Origin of the sequence: Demequina sp. NBRC 110057 (genome assembly GCF_002090175.1) — a bacterium.
GTDB lineage: Bacteria > Actinomycetota > Actinomycetes > Actinomycetales > Demequinaceae > Demequina.
Window position 1 is genome coordinate 172,043 of the sequence record NZ_BBRN01000005.1, and the last position, 24,120, is coordinate 196,162.

A 24,120-nucleotide genomic window follows, 5' to 3' on the forward strand; every position below is an offset into this window, starting at 1 on the left:
CTTCTTACTTCTTGTACGGGGTGCCCTCGGCGGCCGGCGGGCGCGAGTGTCCCACCAGTCCGGCGACGGCAAAAATGGTCGCGAGGTACGGGAACATCGCGAGGAACTGCGAGGGGATGTCGGAGCCGATGATGCCCAGCTGCACGCGCAGCGCGTCGGCGAAGCCGAACAGCAGCGCCGCGGCGAGGGCGCCGCGCGGGCTCCAGCGGCCAAGGATCATCGCGGCCAGCGCGATGTAGCCCTTGCCTGCCGTCATCTCCTTGCCGAAGGCCAGGCCGGACGCGACGGTGAAGAACGCGCCGCCAAGGCCGGCGATTGCGCCGCCCAGGATGGTGTTGCGCACGCGGGTGCGGTTGACCTTGATGCCGACCGTGTCGGCGGCCTTGGGGTGCTCGCCGACGGCGCGCACGCGCAGGCCCCAACGCGACTTGAACAGCATGATCTGGAACACGATGACGACGACATACATCGTGTAGACCAGCAGGTTCTGGTCGAACAGCACCGGGCCGATGACCGGGATGGTCGACAGCACTGGGATGGGCAGCGCCTCCAGCCCGAGCGACTGGTTGAGCTCGGGGTTGTCCGACATCACTGTCGAGAAGAAGAAGCTGGTGAGGCCCACGACGAGCATGTTCAGCACCACGCCGACCACGATCTGGTTGACCCAGTACTTGGTGGCGAAGATGGCGAGGATCGCTCCCACGAGGGCGCCGGCGAGGGGCGCGGCGATGAGGCCCACGTAGGCGTTGCCCACCATCGACGCGACGAGGGCGGCGAAGAAAGCTCCGGCCAGGAGCTGACCCTCGATAGCGATGTTGATGATGCCCGAGCGCTCGCACAGCGTGCCGGCGAGGGCACCGAAGATGAGCGGGACGGCGAGGAACAGCGCCGAGGTCAGCAGTCCGGTGATCTGGATGTTGGTGCTGTCGCGACCGGCACCCGCCCAGGTGAGCAGGGCGCCCATGACGGCCATGCCATAGACGATGGGGAGCCAGATGCCGGGCTTGCGGTAGCGGTTCGCGAGGTAGGCCGCGTAGCCAGCGAGGGCGAGAGCGACCACCGACAGCAGGATTGCCGCGAGCTTGGAGGGCACCGTGGCAGTCGGCAGGTGGACGAAGTCGGAGCTGGTGGCCACCGAGAACGTGGTTTGCGTGCCGGACGGGGTGCCGATGCCGAACACCAGCAGCGAGATGACGGCGACCACGGCGAGGCCGATGGGCCCCTTCCACGACTTGGTGCGCAGCACCTCCTCGGGGAGGGCGTCGCTGGGGGCGCCGGGGGTGACGGTCGTGGTGGTCATGCCGCCACCTCCTTCTCGTGGGCGGGGGCCGGCAGGCGGAAGATCGACCTGACGAGCGGGGGCGCCGCGATGAACAGCACGATGGTCGCCTGGATGACAAACACGATGTCGACGGGGAGGCCGGCCTGGACTTGCAGGGTGGGCCCGGACGCCTTGAGCCCGCCGAACAGAATCGCTGCCATGACGGTGCCGAGGGGCCGCGAACGGCCCAGGAGCGCGACGGTGATGGCATCGAAGCCGATCGATCCGGCGACGTCGAGCGTCAGGTTCTTCTCGGTGCCGAGCACCTGGGCGGAGCCCGCGAGTCCGGCGAGCGCGCCGGCGACCACCATGACGAGCACGGTGCCCTTCGCAACGTTCATTCCAGCGGTACGCGCCGCGCGCGGGTTGGCTCCCACGGCACGGAACTCGAAGCCGAGCGTCGAGCGCTCCATCAGCCACCACACTCCGCCGGCGCACGCGAGCGCGAGTACGAAGCCCCAGTGCAGCGGGAACTGGTCGCCCAGCAGCAGCGGATACTGCGCGTTGGTGTCGACTGTGGGCGAGATCGGGTTGTCCTGGCCCTCGCGCTGGAAGGCCTCGAGCGACAGCAGGTAGCTCAGCAGGTTGAGCGCCACGTAGTTGAGCATGATCGTGACGATCACCTCGTGGGCGCCGGTCTTGGCCTTGAGGATGCCGGGGATGAAGCCCCAGATCGCGCCGCCGAGCGCGCAGCCGATGATCGCGACCAGGAGGTGCAGGCCCACGGGCAGGTGCCAGGCGAAGCCGACCCAGCCGCCGAGCGTGGCACCGATGATGATCTGGCCCTGGGCGCCGATGTTGAACATGCCGGCACGGAAGCCGATGCCGAGGCCGAGGCCCGCGAAGATCAGCGGCGTGGCCTGCGTCAGGGTCTGAGTGAACGGCTTGATCTGGCCCGCGAACGAGTCCACGTTCGAGTTGTAGATCGCGCCCTGGAACATCGCGGTGTAGGCGCCGGACACTGCCTCCCAGATCGCGGACAGCGTGTCACCCGGGCGGGAGAAGAAGTAGGCCGATGCTGCACGCACCTCCTCGTCGGCGAAGGCGATGAGGATCGCGCCGATGAGCATCGATGCCACGATCGCCATGATGACGACGAGGGTCGAGCTCTCGAGGATCTCGCGAAGCACCTGCTGGGCGCGGCTGGGGGTCTGCGGCTTCTGCGGCGCCGCGGCCTCGGTCGTGGCGCTCACGCGGCCTCCTCCTCGTGGGCTCCGGCCATCATGAGGCCGAGCGTGTCGCGGTCGGTGTCGGGCGACACGATGTCGACGATGCGCCCGTGGTACATGACCGCGATGCGGTCGGCGAGGGCGTACACCTCGTCGAGCTCGGAGCTGACGATGAGCACCGCGGCGCCCTTGTCGCGCTCCTCGATGATGCGCTTGTGGACAAACTCGATGGATCCCACGTCAAGGCCGCGGGTGGGCTGCGAGGCGATCAGCAGCTTGAGGTCGCGCGCGAGCTCGCGGGCGAGCACCACCTTCTGCTGGTTGCCTCCCGACAGCGACCCCGCGAGGGCCTCGGACGAGGTGGTGCGGACGTCGAAGCGCTCGACCTGCTCGGCGGCGTTCTGCGAGGCGTACCGCCTGTCGATCGCGCCGGCCTTGGAGTAGGGAGCCTTGTCGTAAAGGTCGAGGATGAGGTTGTTCGTGATGGTGAAGTCCGCCACCACTCCGTCCTCGGTGCGGTCCTCGGGCACAAAGCCGATGCCGGCATCGAGCGCCTGGCGGATCGAGCGGCCGGTGATGACCTCGCCGTCGAGCTTCACGTTTCCCTCGGCGGCGGCGACGATGCCGAGGATCGCCTCGGCGAGCTCGGTCTGGCCGTTGCCCTGGACGCCGGCGACGGCGAGAATCTCGCCGCGACGCACCTCGAACGACACCGAGTCGAGGTGCTTGATCGAGGTGGCCTCGTCGACCACCGAGAGGTTTTCCACCTCGAGCATGGGGTCGCCGGGCTGGGCGGCGTCCTTGGAGACGGTCATGGACACGTCGCGCCCCACCATGAGCGAGGCAAGCTCCTCCTGCGAGGCCGTGGGCTCGGCGGTGCCGACCACCTTGCCGCGCCGGATGACGGTGATGTGGTCGGCAATCGCCTTGACCTCGCGCAGCTTGTGGGTGATGAGCACCACCGCGGTGCCGGCGTCGCGCAGCTGGCCGATGATCTCGAGCAGCTCGTCGGTCTCCTGCGGCGTGAGCACGGCGGTGGGCTCGTCGAGGATGAGGACCTTGGCGTCCTGCGAGAGTGCCTTGATGATCTCGACGCGCTGCTGGGCGCCGACGGACAGGTTCTCGATGGTCGCGTCGGGGTCGATGTGGAAGCCGAAGCGGTCGGAGATCTCCTTGACGCGCGCCCGCGCGGCGTCGAGGTCGAGCAGCTTCGCGGGACCCCTGACCTCCTCGTGACCGAGCATCACCGATTCCGCGACGGTAAAGACGGGCACGAGCATGAAGTGCTGGTGCACCATGCCGATGCCGGCGGCCATGGCGTCGCCGGGACCCACGAACACCACCGGCTCGTCGTCGAGCAGGATCTGTCCGCCGTCGGCGTCGTACAGGCCGAACAACACGTTCATGAGGGTCGACTTGCCGGCGCCGTTCTCGCCCAGCAGCGCGTGCACCGTGCCCGACTCGACCACCAGGTCGATGCTGTCGTTGGCGGTGAAGTCACCGAACCTCTTCGTGATCCCCCGCAGCTCCAGTTTCACGCCTGTCGTCCCTTCCGTGGCCGCGCCACCGCGGCCGTCCTTTGCAAGTCAAGCACGAGGGGCGTGCCGCGTCCACGCGGCACGCCCCTCGCGAGATGGGGGGTCAGTCCCCCTGGTACTGCTGGATTACTCGGCGGCGCCGGAGGCCTCGATGTCGCCGGCGATGATGCCAGCCGAGATCTCGTCGAGCTCCGCGAGCACGTCGTCGGAGACGGTGCCCTCGGCGAAGTCCGCCACGCCCACGCCCTCGTTCTCGAGCGTGCCCACGTAGGGCTCGGCCGAGAAGCCGTCGGTGATGGTGGCGTCGATGGTGTCGTACACCGAGTTCGCGATGTTCTTCAGCACCGAGGTGAAGACGATGTCCGAGTACTCGGGGGCGGTGGCGGTCCAGTCGGAGTCCACACCGATCAGCCAGGAGTCACCGGCGGCCTGGATGGCCGACGCGGCGCCGAGGCCCACGGGACCGGCGACGGGCATGATGATGTCCGCACCCTGGTCGAGCTGGCCCTGAGCGAGGTTCTTACCCGCGGGCTGGTCGTCGAAGTTGCCCGAGAACGAGTCCATGCCGAGCACCGAGACGTCGCCGTCGTTCTGCTCGTTGAAGTACTCCACACCGGCGTTGTAGCCGTCCATGAAGATGGTCACGGACGGGATATCCATGCCACCGAAGGTGCCGACGGTGCCGGTGCCGGTGGCCGAGGCGGCCGCGTAGCCGGCGAGGAACGCCGCCTCGTCCGTCTCGAACGTGATGGGCTTGATGTTCGGCGCATCGGTGGTGCCGTCGAAGTCGTTGTCGGCGAGGTCATCGATGATCGCGTAGGACACGTCGGGGTTGGCCAGTGCCGACTCGACGGTGGCCTGGCTCAGCAGGAAGCCGACGGTGATGATGAGGTCACAACCCGCGGCGACCTGCGCCTCGAGGTTGGGGCCGTAGTCGGAGTCCGAGGTGGACTCGGCCTGCGCCTTGGTGATGCCGAGCTCGTCGACGGCGCGCTCGAGGCCCTCGTAGGCCGACTGGTTGAAGGACTTGTCGTCGAAGCCGCCGGCGTCGGAGACCATGCAGGCCATGTAGTCGACGGACTCGGCGGGAGCGGCGGACTCGGACGTGCCCGAGGTGGCGGACTCGCTGGTCTCGTCCTCGGGGGCCGAGGCGCACGCGGCGAGCGCGAGCGCGGACACGGCGGCGAGGGCGCCGACACGGATCGTGGTCTTCATGAGAAATTCCTCACTTGTCGTGCCTGTAGGGGTACGCCAGGCTGGTGCGTTGTCGCCCATGCTACGGCCGGTTATGTTTCGGCGCGGCGCGCCTGTGTTGCGTTCAGGCTACGGTTCGGTATCAATCCGTCCTGGTAACGGGGACACGCCACGGCATCACCGCATCACCCGGGAAGCGCGACGTCCTTCACGCGCTGCGCGGCGGGGCGCCGCGTCACCAGGATCGCCTCGTCGGTCTCGACCACCACGGCATCGGCGATCCCCACGACGGCGAGCGGCTTGGTGCCGCCCACGACCACCGCACCGTCGGCGTCCACGAGCGACACCGGCGACGTGCGGCCGATGCGGATGGCACCGTCGTCCCCCGCCGTCAACAGAGAGGCGAGCGAGTCGAAGTCGCCCACGTCGTGCCAGGGGAAGTCACCGGGCACCATCGCCACGCCGCCCTCGGCCGCGACGGGCTCGGCGATCGCGTGGTCGATAGCGATCTTGGTCAGGGTGGGCCACACACGCGCCAGCACGTCGTCGCGCTCGGGGCTGTCCCACGCTGCGGCGATCTCCCGCACGCCGGTGGCGAGAGTCGGCTGGAGACGCGACAGGTGCGCCAGCAGCACCGAGGTGGACACCACGAACATTCCCGCGTTCCACGAGTAGCCCCCCTCCGCGAGCATCGCGGCGGCGGCCCCCTCGTCGGGCTTCTCCGTGAAGGCCTCCACCGCAAAGGCGCCCGGCGCCTCGGCGAGACCCTGTCCCGCCTTGATGTAGCCGAACGCGCTCGAGGGGGCATCGGGCGTGATGCCGATGGTCACCACCTTTCCGGTGCGGGCGGCCACGACGGCGGTGCGCACCGCGGCGCGGAACGGCTCGGCCTCGGGGATGACGTGATCGGCGGCGAAGGACGCGAGGATCCGCTCGCCGTGACGAGCCTCGATGACCGCGGCCGCGAGCGCGATGGCGGCCATCGAGTCCCGCGGGCTCGGCTCGGCGATGATCGCATCGCGACCCAGGTCGGGAAGCTGCTCCGCCACGGCATCGGCGTGTCGAGCGCCCGTGACCACCACCACATCGGCCGTGAGCGGCGCGAGGCGCGCGACGGTGTCCTGGATCAGCGTGGCGCCGGAATCGAGGAGGTCGATGAGGAACTTGGGTCGCGTGGGCTGCGACAGGGGCCACAGGCGCGACCCCACACCCCCCGCGGGCACGACGGCGACAAGATCGTGTACGAAATCATTGGGGGTGGCCTCAGCGGTCATGCGACCACATTAGGATGGGTCGCGGAATCCCGGAACCATCGAAGGAGTCTCCGTGTCGCCAGCGACGACGCTGTACAGGGGCCACGAGGGGATGTGGATGTGGGTGGTGCATCGCACCACCGGCGTCGCGATCTTCTTTTTCTTGCTCGTCCATGTCCTCGACACCGCGCTCGTGCGCGTGTCGCCCGAGGCCTACAACGAGGTGATCGGCTCATATAAGACGCCGCTCTACGCCATCGTCGAGGCGGGCCTGGTCGCCGCGATCTCGCTGCACGCCCTGAACGGCCTGCGCGTCATCGCCGTGGATCGCTCGACCTGGGCACTACGCCACCAGAAGCAGCTCGTGTGGTGGGTATGGATCGGCTTCGCGATCCTCATGCTCGGCTTCCTGCCGCGCCACCTCATGCACGCGTTCGGGGGTGCATGATGAGCACCGCTCCCGAGCTCAAGTCCCCCAGGCGCCCGGTCAGCCACTCGACCCTTGGCCGCGCCCAGCGCTGGTCCTGGATCTTCCAGCGCGTCTCCGGCGTCATCCTCATCGTCCTGATCTTCACGCACCTGTTCGTGAACCTGTGGTCGGGCGACGGCATCAACCAGATCGACTTCGCCTTCGTGGCAGGCAAGCTCGCCAACCCGTTCTGGCAGTGGTTCGACTTCCTCATGCTGACCCTGGCGATGATCCACGGCGCCAACGGCATGCGGATGATCATCGAGGACTACGCGCACACCCCGTGGCTGAAGGCCACGCTGCACTGGGCGCTGCGCATCTCGACCGTCGTGATCATCGTGCTCGGCACCCTCGTGCTGTTCACCTTCGACCCCTGCCCCGCGGACGCCCCCGCGTCCCTTCTCCCGAGCCTTTGCGAGGACATCTAAATGGCTATCGAGCACGAGTACGACGTCGTCATCGTGGGAGCGGGCGGTGCCGGCATGCGCGCCGCCCTGGAGAGCTCCCAGCGGGCCCGCACGGCGGTCATCACGAAGCTGTACCCCACGCGTTCGCACACGGGCGCGGCGCAGGGCGGCATGGCCGCCGCGCTCGCCAATGTCGAGGACGACAACGCCGAGTGGCACACCTTCGACACCGTCAAGGGCGGCGACTACCTGGTGGATCAGGACGCGGCGGAGATCCTGTGCAAGGAGGCCATCGACGCGGTCCTCGACCTCGAGAAGATGGGCCTTCCCTTCAACCGCACGCCCGAGGGCAAGGTGGACCAGCGCCGCTTCGGCGGCCACACCCGCGAGCACGGCGAGGCTCCCGTGCGTCGCGCCTGCTACGCCGCGGACCGCACCGGCCACATGATCCTGCAGACGCTCTACCAGCAGTGCATCAAGCAGGAGGTCGAGTTCTTCAACGAGTTCTACGCGCTCGACCTCATCCTCGACGGTGACCCGCAGGCCGCGGGCGAGGACGGCGAGGTGTCCGCCTCCGGCGTCGTCGCGTACTCGCTCGCCTCGGGCGAGGTGCACACGTTCCGTGCGAAGTCGATCATCTTCGCCACGGGCGGCGCCGGCAAGGTCTTCAAGACCACATCGAACGCCCACACCCTGACCGGCGACGGCATGGGCATCGCGCTGCGCGCCGGCATCCCGCTCGAGGACATGGAGTTCTTCCAGTTCCATCCCACAGGCCTCGCGGGCCTCGGCATCCTGCTGTCCGAGGCCGCTCGCGGCGAGGGCGGCATCCTGCGCAACTCCGAGGGCGAGCGCTTCATGGAGCGCTACGCCCCCACCATCAAGGACCTCGCGCCGCGCGACATGGTGGCGCGCGCGATGGCCAACGAGGTGCGCGAGGGTCGCGGCTGCGGGCCGCACAAGGACTACGTGCTCCTCGACCTCACGCACCTGGAGCCGGCGCACATCGACGAGAAGCTGCCGGATATCACGGAGTTCGCCCGCACCTACCTGGGCGTCGAGCCCTACACGGAGCCCGTGCCGGTGTTCCCCACCGCGCACTACGCGATGGGCGGCATCCCCACGAACGTCCAGGGCGAGGTGCTGCGCGACAACACCCACGTGATCAAGGGCCTGTACGCGGCCGGCGAGTGCGCGTGCGTGTCGGTGCACGGCGCCAACCGCCTGGGCACCAACTCGCTGCTCGACATCAACGTGTTCGGCCGCCGGGCAGGCATCGCCGCCGCGGAGTACGCCAACGGCGTGACTGAGATCCCCTCCCTGCCGGCCGATGCCTCGGCCAGGCTCGAGGAGACCGTCGCCTCGCTGCGGGCCACCGTGGGCGGCGACGGCACCGAGCGGGTGGCGCAGCTGCGTAAGGAGCTGCAGGAGACCATGGACCGCAACGTCCAGGTGTTCCGCACCGCCGAGTCGCTCGCCGAGGCCCACGCCGTCGTCAAGGACCTGCAGGAGCGCTACAAGTCCATCGCGATCCACGACCGTGGCACGCGCTTCAACACCGACCTGCTCGAGGCCATCGAGCTGGGCTTCCTGCTGGAGCTGTCCGAGGTGGTTGTGGCTGGCGCGGAGGCCCGCAAGGAGTCCCGCGGCGGCCACTACCGCGAGGACTTCCCCACGCGTGACGACGAGAACTTCATGCAGCACACCATGGCCTACAAGCGCGCCGACGGCACCGTCGACCTGGACTGGAAGCCCGTCGTGGTGACCAAGTACCAGCCGATGGAGCGCAAGTACTAAGGGAGGGCACGGACATGACCGCAACCGCAGACGCACCCGCCGAGGTGGGCGCCATCCCGTCGATGACGGTGACGCTCAAGATCCTGCGCTTCGACCCCGACGGCCTCGACGGCCGCGAGCCGGGCAGCGAGTACTGGGAGGAGTTCCAGGTCGAGGCCCACGCCACCGACCGTGTGCTCGACGCCCTCCACAAGATCAAGTGGGACCAGGATGGTTCGCTCGCATTCCGGCGCTCATGCGCGCACGGCGTGTGCGGCTCTGACGCGATGCGCATCAACGCGCGCAACCGCCTTGCGTGCAAGACGCTGCTGAAGGACCTCAACCCCGCGCGTCCCATCACCGTCGAGCCCCTCAAGGGCCTGCCGGTCGAGAAGGACCTCATCGTCGACATGGAGCCGTTCTTCGCGTCCTACCGCGAGATCATGCCGTTCCTCATGACGAGCGGCCCCACTCCCGAGCGGGAGCGTCTCCAGTCCCCCGAGGACCGCGCCAAGTTCGACGACACCACCAAGTGCATCCTGTGTGCCGCGTGCACCACGAGCTGCCCGGTGTTCTGGACCGACGGCCAGTACTTTGGCCCGCAGGCCATCGTGGGCGCGCACCGGTTCATCTTCGACTCGCGCGACGAGGGCGAGTGGGACCGGCTCGAGATCCTCAACGACAAGGCCGGTGTGTGGAAGTGCCGCACGGCCTTCAACTGCACCGAGGCCTGCCCACGCGGCATCGAGGTCACCAAGGCGATCTCCGAGGTCAAGAAGGCCCTCACCACCGGCGAGGTCTAGGCACTGCTGTTTCGTGCCGCAAATGGCCACATTTGCGGCACGAAACGGCCTGAAGTGCCGCAGAACGGGCCATCAGGAGACGTGCGGCGCTCCGGTCACCACTGGCTTTCGGGGTCGCAGTACCACTGGCCCGTGGGCATGCCGCGTCCGCCGCAGTCCAGGGCGAACTCCTCGTACTCGGTGCCGGTGGTGGTCGACCAGTAGAGCTCGTCGCACGCGGCATCGTCGCCCGCGCCGCACTGGTCGTACAGGGCGTCGAGCGTCGGGTCGTCGCCGTAGGCCTGGGCGTCCGAGTTGTAATAGTCGGAACCCCAGTCACCGTCCTCGATGGTCTCCTGGACGCGGTCCGCCACGTCGAGGCTGGCCACGATGGCGCCGGTGATGACGGCGGTCCAGGCGATCGTTCCGAGGATGCCGAGGACGAGTCCCGTCACGGCCATCCAGGTGCCCTTGCGCGCCCCCTGTGCGGTGCGGCGCAGTCCCATCGCGCCCAGCACGATCGCGACGAAGGCGAGGCTCAGCAGGCCGGTCACGAGCGCGGCGATGGACACCCCGTCGGTGCCGCGCTGCTGTGACGGCGTCCCGTATGGCGCCGAGCCGTACTGAGTGGTGCCGTACTGCGACGCGTCGCCCATGGGGGGCGCCACGTAGGGGCCCGGCTGCCCGGCCGGAGCCGCGTACGGGGAGGCGGAGGCATCGGCCTGTCCGTAGGAGTGCTGGGTGTACCCCGGCGAGCCGGCGTCGGCCTGAGGGGCCCACGACGGCGCCGGCTCCTGCCCGTACGGGGCGGGGGTCACGGGCATCGGCTCGGTGACCGGCACGTCGGACCGGGACCCCGACGAGGGGTTCTTAAAGGGGTCGGTATCGGTCACGGGTCTCTCCTCGCAGGTCAGGGCAACGGGAGGAAATGTACTGGCAGAGCGCGGGTCGCGCTAGGGCCTCCTGGTCTTGCCCGTGGCCCTGGCAGTCGTGACGGTGCCGTGGTGGCGGCGCGCGGGGGTCTCCATCTCGCCCACCTCCGGCTCCTCCTCGTCGCCCGTGACGACATCGGGGTGGGTGCCGAGCCAGGCGGCGGCGAACATCATGATGCGCGCCGTGAAGTCGACGAAGATCATGATCGTGAACACCGCCGTCACGGACCCCAGGACGGGGTTCTCCGACACGCTCGTGACCATGAAGGTGACGCCCTGGCGAAGGATGCCGATGGCGATCGCTGCGGCGAGCAGCGTCCACAGCAGCGGCTTGACGGGCCCCTGGTAGCGTCCGAGCACCACGATGGCGAGCGCCACGAAGGCGCCGTCGAGCAGCACTCCGACCGCGATGGCGGGGCCGCGGATGATCCACTCGGAGGCGAAGCCGTCGGACAGGAAGGAGGCGAGCACCGAGGAGAACTGCGACGCGAGCACCTGCAGCACAATGCCGGCTAGCACCAGCAGGAAGATCGCGAACAGCGCGATGAAGTCACGGATCTTGCCCTGGGAGGGCTTCGCCTCCGTGAGGCCAAGCATCGCGCGCACGCCCAGCCGCACGCCGCGCAGGTAGCGCGTCGCGGTGTTGAACAGGATGAGGAAGGACACGAGTCCGACCACTCCCGTGATCGTCTCGGGGGCGATCGAATCGGGCGAGATGAGCCCCTCGCCGCCGTCCTCGGTGGTGATGACACCCGGGATGGCGTCGTTGAGGAAGGAGTAGAACCTGTCCTGCCACTCCTCGTTGCCGGCAAGGAGATAGCTCGACAGCGTGATGGCGATGACGACGCCGGCGGCCAGCGACGTGAGCGAGTAGTACGCGATGCCGCCCGACAGGATCATCCCGTTCCGCAGCTTCATCGTCTCGAGGGTGCGCCCCGGGCGGGTCGTCTCGAACCAGGCCTTCTTCTCCTTAGCCTGATCGATGGCGTCCTTGGCCTGGTCGATCGCGGTCGAGTCCGTCTCGCGACCACTCATCGCGTCACCTCCAGCGCTGTGGCTTCAGCAGTCCCACCCGGTCATACAGCCGCTCCAGCGTGCCCCGCGCGATAGCGGAGGCCTTCTGAGCGCCCTCGTCCAGCACCGTGTCCAACCTCTCGGGGGACTCGATCCATTCCATCGCGTTGTCACGGATGGGCGTGAGGTAGTTGACGACCACCTCGGCAAGATCCACCTTGAGGTGGCCGTACATCTTGCCCTGGTAGTCGTCGACGAGCTGCTCGATCGAGCGGCCATCGATCGCCGAGTAGATCGACAGCAGGCTCGACACGCCGGGCTTCTCCTCGCGGTCGAAGCGGATCTCACTGCCGGCATCGGTGACCGCCGACTTGATGGCCTTCGCCACCTTCTTGGGGTCCTCGAGGATCTCGATGAGGCCCTTGCCGTTGGATGCCGACTTCGACATCTTCTTGGTGGGCTCCTGGAGGTCGTAGATCTTCGCGGTCTCCTTGACGATGTACGGCTCGGGGATCACCGCGGAGCCCTCGCCCAGGCGTGTGTTGAGGCGCTCGGCGAGGTCGCGCGACAACTCGAGGTGCTGGCGCTGATCCTCACCCACCGGCACTAGGTCGGTGTCGTACAGCAGGATGTCGGCCGCCATCAGGACGGGGTAGGTGAAGAGACCCACGTTGGTGCCGGACTCCCCCACCTTGGCGGACTTGTCCTTGAACTGCGTCATGCGCGACGCCTCGCCGAAGCCGGTGAAGGTCGACAGCAGCCACGCGAGCTCGGCGTGCTCGGGCACATGCGACTGGACGAAGACGAGCGAGCGCTCGGGGTCCACGCCCGCGGCGAGGAACTGCGCGGCGGTGCGGCGGGTGCGCTCGCGCAGCAGCGCGGGCTCGGGGGCCACGGTGAGCGCGTGGAGGTCCACCACTCCGTAGATCGCGTCGTAGTCGTCCTGCAGCGCCACCCAGTTGACCAGCGCGCCCAGGTAGTTACCGAGGTGCAGGGAGTCGGAGGTCGGCTGCATGGCCGAAAAGACGCGAGGCTTCATGGCCCCATCATTCCAAACTCGCCGGGGGCGCGAGTACCCGCCCCCTCGCGTCAGGTCGCGTCGGCGTCGTAAGGGATGCCGGTCGCGGTGACGCTCACGCCCGATGCCGCGTCCGATGCCGCAGCCGGGGTGGCCGCCGCAGTCGCCCCCGCCGGGGGCGCGGGACGCGTCGCGGTAGGTTCCGCGAGCGCGTCGCGCACGATCCGGCGGGGGTCGTACTGGCGGGGGTCGTACTGCTTCCAGTCGACGTCGACGCCGACGTCCGACTTCAGCTGGTCCTTGTTGGTGTTGACGTAGTCACGGCCGCGCACCACCCACTCGCGCAGGTTCTTGGCGTACTCCGGCATCCTCTCCGGCCCGACCACCAGGATCGCGACCAGGATGATGACGAGGAGCTCGCCGCCGTTGATGTCAAACACCGGACTATTGTGCCTCGCTACGGCTGCTCGTAGGTCACCTCGTCGCTCGAGCCGAGCGTGACGGTGATGTCCTCGGACGAGTCGCCGTGCTGGACGGTGAGGGTGACCTCGTCGCCCGCCGCCTTCGCGCGGATCGCGACGATGAGCTCGTCGGTCTGAGTGATGGGGCGGCCGTCGATCGCGGTGATGACGTCGCCGGGCTCGATGCCGGCGGCATCGGCCGGGCCACCCTCGACCACGCCGGTGGAGTCGTCGACCACCTGGACGCCCTCGCCGGTGTAGCGGCCGTCGAGTTGCACGCCGATGACGGGGTACGTGGCCTCGCCGTTCTCGATGAGCTGCTCGGCGGTGCGCTGCGCCTGGTTCGACGGAATCGCGAAGCCCAGGCCGATCGACCCGGTCTCGGACGATGTACCGGACAGCGTGGCGATCGCGGAGTTGACACCGATCACCTCGCCCTTCGCGTTCAGCAACGGGCCACCGGAGTTGCCCGGGTTGATCGCGGCGTCGGTCTGCAGGGCGTCGATGTATGCCTGCGTCTGGGTGTCGCCCGCGGTGACGGGGCGGTGCATCGACGACACGATGCCGGTCGTGACCGTCCCCTCGAGGCCCAGCGGCGAGCCGACCGCGATGGTCGCGTCCCCCACCACCACCTCGTCGGAGTCGGCGAAGGTCAGCGGGGTGAGGCCGTCGAGATCGACGTGGATCACGGCGAGGTCGTAGTCGGCGGTGGTGCCCACGATCTCCGCGTCGTGCTCGGACCCGTCGGAGAACACGACGGTGATCGCGGTGGCGCCGTCGACCACGTGGTTGTTGGTGAGGATGTAGCCGTCCTCCTGGATGACGAAGCCCGAACCGGTGGCGGAACCGCCCTCCATGGTGGACTCGATGGACACCACCGACGGCATGACCGCCGCGGCCACCGAGGCGACGGAGCCGGCGTCGCGGTCGACGGACTCGCCCTCCGACACCGACAGCGAGGCGCTGGGCGAGCCCCACTCGTCGTACGCCCACGCTCCCGCGAACCCTCCGCCGAGCCCGAGCAGCAGCGCGCCGACGGCGATTCCCGCCACCGCTCCGGCACCCGCGCCGCGCTTCTTCTCCTTCACGGGCGCGGCGGGAGCCGCATACCCGGAGCCGTCGTAGGCGGGCTGCGCCGTGGACATGGTGCCGTCACTCGCGGGTGTCAGGGGCGCCGCGGCCGGCTGCTCCGACGCGGGGTGGCTGGCCACCGGGTGGGCCGCCGTGGGCGCCACCTCGGGCTCGGACGGCGCCGCGTGCGTGGGGATGACCTCGGTGTCCTCGTGGCGAGCGGCGGCGTCGCCGTTGCCGTTGCTGGGGCGGTTGTCGCCGTTCGGGGACGCGAAGGGGTTGTCAGTCATGGGGGCTCCTTTGGATTGCCTAGTCTCCGGCGACGACGCTCGCGACCCGCTCCACGCCCTCGAAGACGCGGCTCACGATCCCGGAGGAGTCGTCATGGGGGAAGCTCTCGGCGACGGCCTCGAGCGTCGCGGCGGCGCACTCGCACGTCGCAGAGATGACGATGTCCCCCGCCTGCCACACCACCTGTCGCGGATCCTCGCTCACGAGGTACGCGACGGTGTGACCCAGGTCGACCGTCGAGAAGTGATCGCCGAGCCCGTCGGCCAGGCGGCCGCGCTGCTCCGTGATCACCACGGTGTCCATATTGGAAAGCATCGACACGACCAGCACGGAGTCACCCGAGCTGTCCGTCACGACGCGCCCCTCGACGGGCACCAGGTCGGACTCGTCCCAGTCGGGACTCGCCCAGCCATGCAGCTCCTCCCCGCTGCGGACCGACGCGGCCTCGAGGTAGACGACCGGGTCCGTGGCTGCCGATGCGGCGGAGCCCTCCGCGGACGCGAGCGTCACCTGAGTCGGTGCGCCGATCGAGTACAGGACGCCCACCGAGGCGCCGAGTACGGCCATCACGACGGCGAACAGCAGGACGGGACGGTGTCCCCGGCCCGATGCCGCACGCGCGACGTGCTTGGACTCGCCCTTCGCGATCTCGGCCATGCGCTCACGGTCGAGAAGCTGACGGGCGAAGGTCATGTCGATTCCCGCGGACGAGGTGCGCAGCGCCTCACGGGCCGCGCGCAGGTCGTCCCAGCGCAGGCGGCAGTCCGCACAATCGTCGAGGTGCTTCATCGCCTCCGCGGTCTGCTCGACGTTCAGGCGGTTGTCGAGCAGGTCGTGGAGGCGGTCTCCGAGGTGTGCGTCGCTCACCCGTCACCTCGCGTCGGCGCGCGGTGAGCCAGGGACTCACGGAGCTTCGCACGAGCGCGAGACAGTCGGGAGCGGACCGTACCCATCTTGATGCCGAGCGTGGCGGCGATCTCCTCGTAGGAGAGCCCCTCGATGTCGGACAGCACCACGGCGGCGCGGTACTCCGGCTGGAGGTCGGCGAGGGCGGCGATGATGTCGTCACCCAGATGGGACATGTCGAAGGCGTCCTCTGGCTGTCCCGACCGCTCGTGGCGGTCGAAACTGTCAGACGTGGCGACGGACGCGTCATCATCGGCCATGAAGTCGAACCGGATGCGCTTCTTGCGACGCATGCGGTCGAGGAACAGGTTGGTGGTGATGCGGTGAAGCCAGCCCTCGAACGTGCCGGGCTTGTACTGCGACAGCGAGTTGAACACGCGGATAAAGACGTCCTGCGTGAGGTCCTCGGCGTCGTGCTGGTTGCCCGTCAGGTGGTAGGCCAGTCGATACACGCGACCGGAGTGCTCCTCGACGATGCGCTCCCACGTCAGGTCGTGCGGGGCGGTCGAGCCGGTGGAGGACGACACGGTAGCGATCTCCTGCGTCTGCGTCATGCGCTTTCCCTCCTCCACGTCACGGTCAACGGTTGGTGATAGGACCATGTTCCCATGCGTTCCTGGGAGTTTGCTGAGACGGAAGTCCCTGGCAGGCCGATACGATGACCGCAGGAGGATGACGATGAGCATCGAAGCGGCGAACTGGGCCTATTGCGAGGACTTCCGTCCCGAGGACCGCGTGCTCCTCGAGGCGCGGGATGTGGCGGATCAACTGGGCTGTGTCCCCGTGCACCCCGGTGCCGGGCAACTCCTGCAGGTGCTCGCGCAGGTCTCCGGCGCCAAGTCGATCGTCGAGATCGGCACTGGCGCGGGGGTGTCCACCACCTATCTGCTGCGCGGCATGGGGTCCGACGGCGTGATCACCACCATCGACGTCGAGCCCGAGCACCACAAGGCCGCGAAGCGGACCCTCGCGGCGGCGGGCATCAGGCCCGAGCGCGCGCGCATGATTACCGGCCGTGCGCTCGAGGTGCTGCCGCGTCTCACCGACGGCGGCTACGACATGGTCCTCATCGACGCCCGCAAGGCCGAATACCCCCAGTACCTTGAGCAGGCCATGCGCCTGCTGCGGGTGGGCGGCATGGTCGTGATCGACAACTCGCTGTGGCACGGCCGCGTGCCGGACCCGGCTCAGCGGGACGAGTCCACGACAGCGGTGCGCTCCACGCTGAAGCTGGTGCGCGACGACGAGCGACTCACCGCGGTGCTGACGCCGTCGGGCGACGGCCTGCTCGTCGCCGTCAAGAACACCCCGTAGGACGTCGCCCGGACACACCAAAATCCGGGCGACCACTGCATCGGCCGCCCGGACTGGGTGAAGTACTGGGGTGAGTCGGGCCCTTACTGAAGGGCGCCAGCGAGAGCGTCGCGCAGTGCCGCGACCTCGTCAGCGTTGATCTCGACGACCAGGCGGCCACCGCCCTCGAGCGGCACGCGCATCACATAGCCGCGACCCTCCTTCACGACCTCCATGGGGCCGTCACCGGTACGGGGCTTCATCGCAGCCATATGCGTTTCTCCTTGGAACTCACCTGCTGCACCGCGCAGGCACGCGGCACCGAGCACTATTCTACGGGGCTTGGGACCACGGTCCCAACACGCGCCGCGAAGGGCGTCACATCGGCTCGGCAGTGGGCCCGTCCTCTGGCTCGACGGGGCCGGTCCCCTCGCCTCGCGAATAGTCGACCACGATGCGCACGGCCTCCTCGATGTCGTCCGTCACATGGAACAGGTCGAGGTCGGTCGCAGCGGCCTTGCCGTCGGCCACCATCGAGTCGCGCAGCCACGCCACGAGCCCGTCCCAGTACGCGTGTCCCACGAGCACCACGGGAAACTTCGTGATGGTGCGCGTCTGCACCAGGGTGAGCGACTCGAACAGCTCGTCCATGGTGCCGAACCCGCCGGGCAACACGATGAACCCCTGGGCGTACTTCACGAACATGGTCTTGCGCGCAAAGAAGTAGCGGAAGTTGATGCCGAGATTCACGTACTTATTGACGCCCTGCTCGAACGGCAGCTCGATCCCGAGGCCCACCGACACTCCCCCGGCCTCCTGCGCGCCGCGGTTGGCGGCCTCCATGACGCCAGGCCCGCCGCCGGTGATGACCGCGAAGCCCTCCTCGACAAGGCGGCGACCCACGGTGACGCCCTGCTGATAGTCGAGGGCATCCTCCTTGGTGCGCGCCGAGCCGAACACCGAGATGGCCGGCCCGAGCTCCGCGAGCGCGCCGAACCCCTCGACGAACTCGCTCTGGATCCTGAGGACCCGCCACGGGTCGCCGTGGAGCCAGTCGGGCTCGTCCTGGCCACCCAGCAGCCTCCCCGAGGTCGAGGTCTTCGGGATGTTCGGGCCGCGCAGCAGCACGGGGCCCTTGCGGTACTCGCTCATGGTTCCTCCTCGGGTGGGTGGGGGTGGCCGATGCCGTGGCCCGGCGGGGCCGGGCTCAGTGGGTGAGCCAGGACTCCAGTCCGGCCCGGCAGGCGTGGATGTCGCTCACCGGGCAGTGCTCGTTGTCGGTGTGCGCCAGCTCCGGGTCGCCGGGTCCGTAGTTCACGGCGGGGATGCCCAATGCGGCGAAGCGGGCCACGTCCGTCCAGCCCTGCTTCGCCCGCGGGGCGTCCACGCCCGTGGCGGCGACGGCCGCGGCGAAGGACGCCGCGAGGGGTGCGTCGAGGCCGGGGCGCGCCGCGCCGGACAGGTCGGTGAACTCGAGGCTCCAGTCGCTGAGGCCCGCGTCGGCAACGAATCCCTTGAAGCGGTCCTTGGCCTCGTCGAGGCTCCAGCGCGGGGAGAAGCGGTAGTTGATGGTGACGACGCACTCGTCGGGGATGACGTTGGTGGCGATGCCGCCGCGCACCAGCACGGCGTTCAGGCCCTCGCGATACGTGAGCCCGTCGACCTCATGCTGCTCCGGCTCGTAGGCGGCGAGCGCGGCGAGAAGCGGCGCGGCTCCGTGGATGGCGTTGACGCCCTTCCAGGCGCGCGCGCTGTGGGCGGCGACGCCGCCGGTGCGCACTTCTGCGCGCAGGGTGCCGTTGCAGCCACCCTCAATGACGCCGGAGGTGGGCTCGCACAGCACCGCGAAATCGGCCTTGAGCAGCTCGGGGTGGCGGCGCGCGAGCCGGCCGAGGCCGTTCTTCGACTCCTCGACCTCCTCGTGGTCGTACAGCACCCAGGTGATGTCGCGCGTGGGGGCGGTGAGCTGGGCGGCGAGGCTCAGCATGACCGCCACACCGGTCTTCATGTCGGTCGCGCCGCGGCCCCACAGGGTGGCGCCGTCGTCATCCCACCGCGACGGCACGTTGTCCTTGATCGGTACGGTGTCGAGGTGCCCGGCGATGATGACGCGCTCGGCGGCGCCCGTCTCGGTGCGCGCGATGATCGCGTCACCGTCGCGGGTAACGCTCAGGTGCGGCGCCTGGGCCGCGAACGCGGCCTCCACGGCATCGGCGATGGCGTGCTCGCCACCGCTCACGGAGGGGATGTCGATGAGATCCGCGGCGAGTTGCTCGACGGGCGCGGTGAGGTCGATCGAGGCCATGCCGCCAGCCTATCCACGCCGCAGGAACACCAGGACTCACGGGAGCGCTCCCAGCCCCACGTCGAGGAGGCTGGTACTCCGCCGGCCACCGCATCGGCCGCCCGTAGGATGGTCGCCATGACGCGACCTGCCTACGGATTCGGACTGGCCACCTACGACGCCGAGGGGACCGCCCTCGACACCTGGTACCCCTCCCCCGCGCTGGGCGAGGCTCCCGCGGACCGTGAGATTCCCGCCGCGCTCGCCGCCGCCGAGCGCACCGACGCCCTGCGCGACGTCACCGTGCGCGCCGTGTTGACCGAGATCGACCTCGACACGGCGCCTGCCTCGGTCGAGGACGCCTACCTGCGTCTTCACCTCCTGTCGCACCGCCTGGTCCAGCCCCACGGACAGAACCTCGACGGGCTGTTCGGCGCGCTCACCAACGTCGCGTGGACCTCCGCCGGCCCGTGCGCCATCGCGACCCTCGAGGACACGCGCCTGCGCTTCCGCGCCGCCGGCCAGCACCTCACGGTGTTCGGCGTCGACAAGTTCCCCCGCCTCGTGGACTACGTGGTGCCGTCCGGCGTGCGCATCGCCGACGCCGACCGCGTGCGCCTGGGCGCGCACCTCGCCGAGGGCACGACCGTCATGCACGAGGGCTTCGTCAACTTCAACGCAGGGACCCTGGGCCACTCGATGGTCGAGGGCCGCATCTCGGCGGGCGTCGTCGTGGGCGACGGGTCGGACGTGGGTGGTGGCGCGTCGATTATGGGCACGCTGTCCGGGGGTGGCAAGGAGGTCATCTCCATCGGCGAGCGCTCGCTGCTGGGCGCCAACTCCGGCCTGGGCATCCCGCTGGGCGACGACTGCATCGTCGAGGCCGGCCTGTACGTCACCGCCGGCTCCAAGGTCCGCGTCGTGGGCGCCACCACGGAGGACGGTGCGCCCGTGGTCGTGAAGGCCAAGGACCTCGCGGGCCGCAACAACCTGCTGTTCCGCCGCCACTCGCAGACGGGTGCCCTCGAGGTCGTGGCGCGCGAGGGCTCGGGAGTCGAGCTCAACGCCGCGCTGCACGCCAACTGACGTGACGGTCCGTTGAGCGCGCGCCGGGGTCGCGGGCGCGGCCCTGGCTGGCTCGCGCTCGTCCTCATCGCGGCGGTGACCGTCGCCGCAGTCGTCTACGTGCCCCGCATCCTGGAGCGTTACGGCGACGAGTACCTCGCCACGGATCGCTGCACCGTGACGCTCGGCGACCGCACCGATACGAAGACTGCCGAGCAGGCGAACAACATCGCCATCATCGTCGCGGGGTCGATGCGGTGGGGTCTTCCCGCGCGCGCCGCGACCATCGCGGTGGCGACCGCCATCCAGGAATCCACGCTGCGCAACATCGACTACGGCGACCGCGACAGCATCGGCCTGTTCCAGCAACGCCCCTCCCAGGGCTGGGGAACCGTCGAGGAGATCATGGATCCGTACTACGCGACGGACCGGTTCTACGAGGCGCTCATCAAGGTCGACGGGTGGCAGGACGCCGAAATCACCGATGCGGCCCAGGCCGTCCAGCGGTCCGGCTTCCCCCTTGCCTACGCCGACCACGAGGAGGAGGGGCGGCTGTGGGCGTCGGCGCTCACCGGCAACGGCGGCACCGTCGCGTGTGACCTGTCCCCCGCCTCCGAGCCCACCACGACGGCCGCCTTCGCGGAACGCGTGACGGCGGACTTCGGCGCCGATGCGTACGTGCTGGCGCCCGTGGGGGTCGCCGCCACGGACGGCGCACGCTCGGACACCGTGCTGCAGGCGACGGGAGACACGGCGGCCGCGACCGCGGCGCTCGCGCAGTGGGCGGTCGCGGTCAGCGCCGTCGAGGGCGTGACGGTGGCCGCGCACGGCGGCGACACCTGGGTACGAGCGGCCGATGCCGTCGAGACCTCACCCCGGCCGGGCACCCTCACGGACGGCGAGGGGACCGAGGTCTGGCTGCGCACGTCCACGCCGGCGGACGAGGGTTAAGCGCCCCCGCTCCCCGCCCCCCCCGTTCGACGCAAATGGCCACATTTGCGTCACGACGGCGACCGAAGTGACGCAAATGCGGCCATTTGCGCACGAAGAAAGAGGGGTGGGGTTAGCGCTCCGCGATGGGCGTGTAGGCCCTGTCCGTCTCGCCCGTGTAGATCTGGCGCGGGCGGCCGATCTTGGTGCGGGGGTCGGCGAGCATCTCGCGGTAGTGCGCGATCCAGCCGGGCATGCGGCCCAGCGCGAACAGCGGCGTAAACATGGGGGTGTCGAAGCCCATGGCCGAGTACAGCAGGCCGGTGTAGAAGTCGACGTTGGGGTAGAGCTTGCGCTCGATGAAGTACTCGTCCGACAGCGCGATCTCCTCGAGGCGCTGCGCCATTTCGAAGGTCTCGTTGTTGCCGCCGAGGTCGGAGAGGATCTGGTTGGCGATCTTCTTCACCTGGGCACCGCGCGGGTCGTACGACTTGTAGACGCGGTGGCCGAAGCCCATGAGGCGGGCGCCCTCGACGCGGTCCTTGACCTTGGCGACAAACGTCTCGACCGAGTCGCCGGACTCCTTGATCTGGTCGAACATGCGTAGCGCTGCCTCGTTGGCGCCGCCGTGCAGCGGGCCGGACAGGGCGCCGACACCGGCGGCGACGGAGGCGTAGATGTTGGCCTGCGACGAGCCGACGATGCGCACGGTCGAGGTGGAGCAGTTCTGCTCGTGGTCGGCGTGAAGGATCAGCAGCAGGTCGAGCGCCTTGCGCATGACGGGGTCGACGTCGAGTTCGCCGTCGGCACCGGAGAAGCAGATGCGCATGAACTCGTCGACGTAGTGGCCGCCGCGGCGGGGCTCGATGAGCTCGCCGCCCGACGCGCGCCGCTGGAGGTACGAGATGACGGTCGCGCTCTTGGCCAGCAGCAGCACCGTGGCGAGCTCGAGCTCCTCCTCGGAGTTACCCACTGACTCGGGGTAGAAGGTCGACAGCGCGGAGATCGCGCCGGACAGCACCGCCATGGGGTGGGCGTCGCGCGGGAAGGCGCCCAGGAACGTCTTGATGCCCTCGTGCACGTGCATGTGGCGCGAGACACGGTTGTTGAACGCGGCAAGCAGGTCCTCGGTGGGGAGCTCGCCGTGGATCAGCAGGTAGGCGACCTCGAGGAACGTGGAGTTCTCCGCGAGCTGCTCGATCGGGTAGCCGCGGTACTTGAGGATGCCGGCGTCGCCGTCGATGTAGGTGATCGCGCTCTCGCACGAGGCGGTGTTCATGAACCCGGGGTCCACCGTCACCAGCCCGGTGTCCTTCAGCAGCGTGGAGACGGACATGCCGTCATTGCCGATCGTTGACCGCTCGATGGGCAGCTCGCGGGCCGTCCCGTCGACTGTGAGACGTGCGTCGACCACTCGTGTCATTCCGAAAACCCTCCGCGGCACCGCAGCGCCATTGTGTGCGTTCGCTTAGGCGCGAGTTTACCTACCTTTGGACAGACGCTTGACCGCCTGCCCGATGCGCTCGTCGGTCGCCGTGAGGGCGATCCGCACGAACTCGCGCGCCTGCTCACCATAGAACGCACCCGGCGCCGCAACGATGCCCCGGTCCGCGAGAAACCCGAGGGTTTCCCAGCAATCGTCGCCGCGGGTGGCCCACAGGTACAGGCCGGCCTCCGAGCCCGGGACGTCGAAACCGGCGTCGAGGACGGCGGGAAGTAGCGCCTCGCGCCTGGCCCGGTAGCGCTCGCGCTGGACCGCCACGTGGGCGTCGTCGGCCAGCGCCGCGGTGGTGGCGGCCTGGACGGGTGCGGGGACGATCATGCCGGCGTGCTTGCGCGTCTCGAGCAGCGATCCCACCAGCGCACGGTCGCCGGCGACGAACGCCGAGCGGTACCCCGCGAGGTTGGACTGCTTGGACAGCGAATACACGGCGAGGAGGCCCTCATGCGAGCCGCCGCACACCTCGGGGTCGAGCACGGAGGGCACGCCGGCCGACGCGTAGGGCTCCTCCCAGGCGAGGGCCGCGTAGCACTCGTCCGAGGCGACCACGGCGCCGATGCTCCGCGCGGCCTCGACGATCGCCCGAAGCTCCTCGCGGTCGAGCACGCGGCCGGTCGGGTTGGACGGCGAGTTGATCCACACCAGGCGCACGTCCGCGCGCCCGGCCCAGTCGGCCACGTCGTCGGTGGCGAGCGCCGTGGCGCCCGCAAGCCGCGCTCCCACGTCGTAGGTGGGGTAGGCCGATGCCGGGTGCACCACTACGTCGCCCTCACCCAGGCCCATCAGCGCAGGCAGCCACGCCACCAGCTCCTTGGAGCCCACCGTGGGGAGCACCGCATCGGCCTCCAGCGAGGCGACGCCGCGCGTGCGGGCGAACCAGTCGACCACTGCCTCGCGCAGCGCCAGGGTGCCCTGGGTCGTCGGGTAGCCGGGAGCGTCCGACGCCTCCGCCAGCGCGTCGCGGACGACGCTCGGCGTGGGGTCCACCGGGGTGCCGACCGAGAGGTCGACGACGCCCTCGGGGTGCGTGGCGGCACGCTCACGGTAAGGAGTGAGCGAATCCCAGGGGAAGTCGGGGAGGGAGCGCGGGTTCAGGCCCATGCTCGCGCGCGTCAGTTCTGCGGCGGAAGCGACTTGATGAGGTCGTGATCATGCTCGATCAGACCCATCTTCGCGGCGCCGCCGGGCGAACCGATCTCGGAGAAGAACTCGACGTTGGCGTTGTAGTAGTCCGCCCACTTGTCGGGGACGTCGTCCTCGTAGTAGATCGCCTCAACGGGGCAGACCGGCTCGCAGGCTCCACAGTCCACGCACTCGTCGGGGTGGATGTACAGCGAGCGCTCGCCCTCGTAGATGCAGTCGACCGGACACTCGTCGATGCAGGCCTTGTCCTTGACGTCGACACAAGGCAGCGCGATGACGTAGGTCACTTCGTCTCCTCCAAC

The 24,120-nt window shown here is 69.1% G+C and carries 25 protein-coding genes; 7 read left to right on the forward strand and 18 right to left on the reverse strand.

Annotated features, from left to right (window positions below; all coding sequences use genetic code 11):
- Positions 1-4: 4 nt before the first annotated feature.
- The 5 genes from B7K26_RS09215 to B7K26_RS09235 form a co-directional block, all read right to left on the reverse strand.
- Positions 5-1,300 (reverse strand): ABC transporter permease, encoded by a 1,296-nt coding sequence (locus B7K26_RS09215; protein WP_084078905.1) that lies wholly within the window; start codon positions 1,298-1,300, stop codon positions 5-7.
- A complete protein-coding gene (locus B7K26_RS09220) occupies positions 1,297-2,514 on the reverse strand; it encodes an ABC transporter permease (protein ID WP_234998772.1) in 1,218 nt (405 codons plus the stop codon). Before B7K26_RS09220 ends, B7K26_RS09215 begins: the two co-directional genes overlap by 4 nt.
- The gene (locus B7K26_RS09225) at positions 2,511-4,028 is read right to left on the reverse strand and encodes an ABC transporter ATP-binding protein (protein ID WP_084078906.1); all 1,518 of its coding nucleotides are present in this window, start codon (positions 4,026-4,028) and stop codon (positions 2,511-2,513) included. Before B7K26_RS09225 ends, B7K26_RS09220 begins: the two co-directional genes overlap by 4 nt.
- 126 nt (positions 4,029-4,154) lie before the next feature.
- Positions 4,155-5,243, reverse strand: coding sequence for a BMP family protein (locus B7K26_RS09230; protein WP_084078907.1), 1,089 nt, complete (start codon positions 5,241-5,243; stop codon positions 4,155-4,157).
- Between the two features lie 164 nt (positions 5,244-5,407).
- Positions 5,408-6,496, reverse strand: a complete 1,089-nt coding sequence (locus tag B7K26_RS09235; RefSeq protein ID WP_084078908.1) for a mannose-1-phosphate guanylyltransferase — start codon at positions 6,494-6,496, stop codon at positions 5,408-5,410.
- A gap of 91 nt (positions 6,497-6,587) precedes the next feature.
- Between B7K26_RS09235 and sdhC the strand changes: the two genes are divergently transcribed.
- Genes sdhC through B7K26_RS09255 form a run of 4 tightly spaced genes read left to right on the forward strand, consistent with a single transcriptional unit; the run spans position 6,588 to position 9,930 of the window.
- The gene (sdhC, locus tag B7K26_RS09240) at positions 6,588-6,923 is read left to right on the forward strand and encodes a succinate dehydrogenase, cytochrome b556 subunit (protein ID WP_084079192.1); all 336 of its coding nucleotides are present in this window, start codon (positions 6,588-6,590) and stop codon (positions 6,921-6,923) included.
- Positions 6,923-7,372 (forward strand): succinate dehydrogenase, hydrophobic membrane anchor protein, encoded by a 450-nt coding sequence (gene sdhD / locus B7K26_RS09245; protein ID WP_084078909.1) that lies wholly within the window; start codon positions 6,923-6,925, stop codon positions 7,370-7,372. Before sdhC ends, sdhD begins: the two co-directional genes overlap by 1 nt.
- Positions 7,373-9,148 (forward strand): succinate dehydrogenase flavoprotein subunit, encoded by a 1,776-nt coding sequence (sdhA, locus tag B7K26_RS09250; RefSeq protein WP_084078910.1) that lies wholly within the window; start codon positions 7,373-7,375, stop codon positions 9,146-9,148. It begins immediately after the preceding gene.
- A gap of 14 nt (positions 9,149-9,162) precedes the next feature.
- Positions 9,163-9,930: a succinate dehydrogenase iron-sulfur subunit gene (locus B7K26_RS09255; RefSeq protein ID WP_084078911.1), complete on the forward strand. Its 768-nt coding sequence runs from the start codon at positions 9,163-9,165 to the stop codon at positions 9,928-9,930.
- Positions 9,931-10,025: 95 nt separating this feature from the next.
- Here B7K26_RS09255 and B7K26_RS09260 read toward each other — a convergent pair whose 3' ends face one another.
- From B7K26_RS09260 to sigE, 7 genes are read right to left on the reverse strand one after another with little or no spacing between them, the layout of a single operon-like run.
- Positions 10,026-10,802, reverse strand: a complete 777-nt coding sequence (locus B7K26_RS09260; RefSeq protein ID WP_084078912.1) for a DUF4190 domain-containing protein — start codon at positions 10,800-10,802, stop codon at positions 10,026-10,028.
- Between the two features lie 60 nt (positions 10,803-10,862).
- Positions 10,863-11,876: a YihY/virulence factor BrkB family protein gene (locus tag B7K26_RS09265; RefSeq protein ID WP_084078913.1), complete on the reverse strand. Its 1,014-nt coding sequence runs from the start codon at positions 11,874-11,876 to the stop codon at positions 10,863-10,865.
- Positions 11,877-11,880: 4 nt separating this feature from the next.
- Positions 11,881-12,894: a tryptophan--tRNA ligase gene (gene trpS / locus B7K26_RS09270; protein WP_084078914.1), complete on the reverse strand. Its 1,014-nt coding sequence runs from the start codon at positions 12,892-12,894 to the stop codon at positions 11,881-11,883.
- 50 nt (positions 12,895-12,944) lie between these two features.
- A complete protein-coding gene (locus B7K26_RS09275) occupies positions 12,945-13,313 on the reverse strand; it encodes a twin-arginine translocase TatA/TatE family subunit (protein WP_084078915.1) in 369 nt (122 codons plus the stop codon).
- 17 nt (positions 13,314-13,330) lie between these two features.
- Complete coding sequence (locus B7K26_RS09280) at positions 13,331-14,695, reverse strand: trypsin-like peptidase domain-containing protein (protein WP_143340621.1); 1,365 nt, start codon at positions 14,693-14,695, stop codon at positions 13,331-13,333.
- A gap of 19 nt (positions 14,696-14,714) precedes the next feature.
- Positions 14,715-15,563: an anti-sigma factor gene (locus B7K26_RS09285; RefSeq protein WP_084078916.1), complete on the reverse strand. Its 849-nt coding sequence runs from the start codon at positions 15,561-15,563 to the stop codon at positions 14,715-14,717.
- A complete protein-coding gene (sigE, locus tag B7K26_RS09290; RefSeq protein ID WP_084079194.1) occupies positions 15,560-16,156 on the reverse strand; it encodes an RNA polymerase sigma factor SigE in 597 nt (198 codons plus the stop codon). Before sigE ends, B7K26_RS09285 begins: the two co-directional genes overlap by 4 nt.
- Positions 16,157-16,280: 124 nt before the next feature.
- On the opposite strand from sigE, the gene B7K26_RS09295 reads away from it, so the two are divergent.
- Positions 16,281-16,916, forward strand: a complete 636-nt coding sequence (locus tag B7K26_RS09295; protein ID WP_084079195.1) for an O-methyltransferase — start codon at positions 16,281-16,283, stop codon at positions 16,914-16,916.
- Between the two features lie 83 nt (positions 16,917-16,999).
- On the opposite strand, the gene B7K26_RS09300 is transcribed toward B7K26_RS09295, so the two are convergent.
- The 3 genes from B7K26_RS09300 to dapE all read right to left on the reverse strand — a co-directional run bounded on the left by B7K26_RS09300 (position 17,000) and on the right by dapE (position 19,200).
- The gene (locus B7K26_RS09300) at positions 17,000-17,167 is read right to left on the reverse strand and encodes a DUF3117 domain-containing protein (RefSeq protein WP_084078917.1); all 168 of its coding nucleotides are present in this window, start codon (positions 17,165-17,167) and stop codon (positions 17,000-17,002) included.
- Positions 17,168-17,273: 106 nt separating this feature from the next.
- A complete protein-coding gene (locus tag B7K26_RS09305) occupies positions 17,274-18,047 on the reverse strand; it encodes a TIGR00730 family Rossman fold protein (RefSeq protein WP_084078918.1) in 774 nt (257 codons plus the stop codon).
- Positions 18,048-18,102: 55 nt separating this feature from the next.
- Positions 18,103-19,200, reverse strand: coding sequence for a succinyl-diaminopimelate desuccinylase (gene dapE / locus B7K26_RS09310; protein WP_084078919.1), 1,098 nt, complete (start codon positions 19,198-19,200; stop codon positions 18,103-18,105).
- A gap of 117 nt (positions 19,201-19,317) precedes the next feature.
- On the opposite strand from dapE, the gene dapD reads away from it, so the two are divergent.
- Together dapD and B7K26_RS09320 are read left to right on the forward strand one after the other, a co-directional pair.
- Positions 19,318-20,265, forward strand: coding sequence for a 2,3,4,5-tetrahydropyridine-2,6-dicarboxylate N-succinyltransferase (gene dapD / locus B7K26_RS09315; protein WP_084078920.1), 948 nt, complete (start codon positions 19,318-19,320; stop codon positions 20,263-20,265).
- A 12-nt stretch (positions 20,266-20,277) separates the two neighbouring features.
- Positions 20,278-21,195 carry a hypothetical protein gene (locus tag B7K26_RS09320; RefSeq protein ID WP_084078921.1) on the forward strand — a complete coding sequence of 306 codons (918 nt, stop codon included), beginning with the start codon at positions 20,278-20,280 and terminating at the stop codon, positions 21,193-21,195.
- Between the two features lie 112 nt (positions 21,196-21,307).
- On the opposite strand, the gene B7K26_RS09325 is transcribed toward B7K26_RS09320, so the two are convergent.
- The 3 genes from B7K26_RS09325 to fdxA are packed head-to-tail and all read right to left on the reverse strand — an operon-like array spanning position 21,308 to position 24,105.
- Positions 21,308-22,597: a citrate synthase gene (locus tag B7K26_RS09325; RefSeq protein ID WP_084078922.1), complete on the reverse strand. Its 1,290-nt coding sequence runs from the start codon at positions 22,595-22,597 to the stop codon at positions 21,308-21,310.
- A gap of 57 nt (positions 22,598-22,654) precedes the next feature.
- Entirely contained in the window at positions 22,655-23,776 is a 1,122-nt protein-coding gene (gene dapC, locus B7K26_RS09330) for a succinyldiaminopimelate transaminase (RefSeq protein ID WP_084078923.1), read from the reverse strand.
- An 11-nt stretch (positions 23,777-23,787) separates the two neighbouring features.
- On the reverse strand, positions 23,788-24,105 hold the full coding sequence (gene fdxA, locus B7K26_RS09335; protein WP_084078924.1) for a ferredoxin: 318 nt from the start codon (positions 24,103-24,105) through the stop codon (positions 23,788-23,790).
- Between the last annotated feature and the right edge of the window lie 15 nt (positions 24,106-24,120).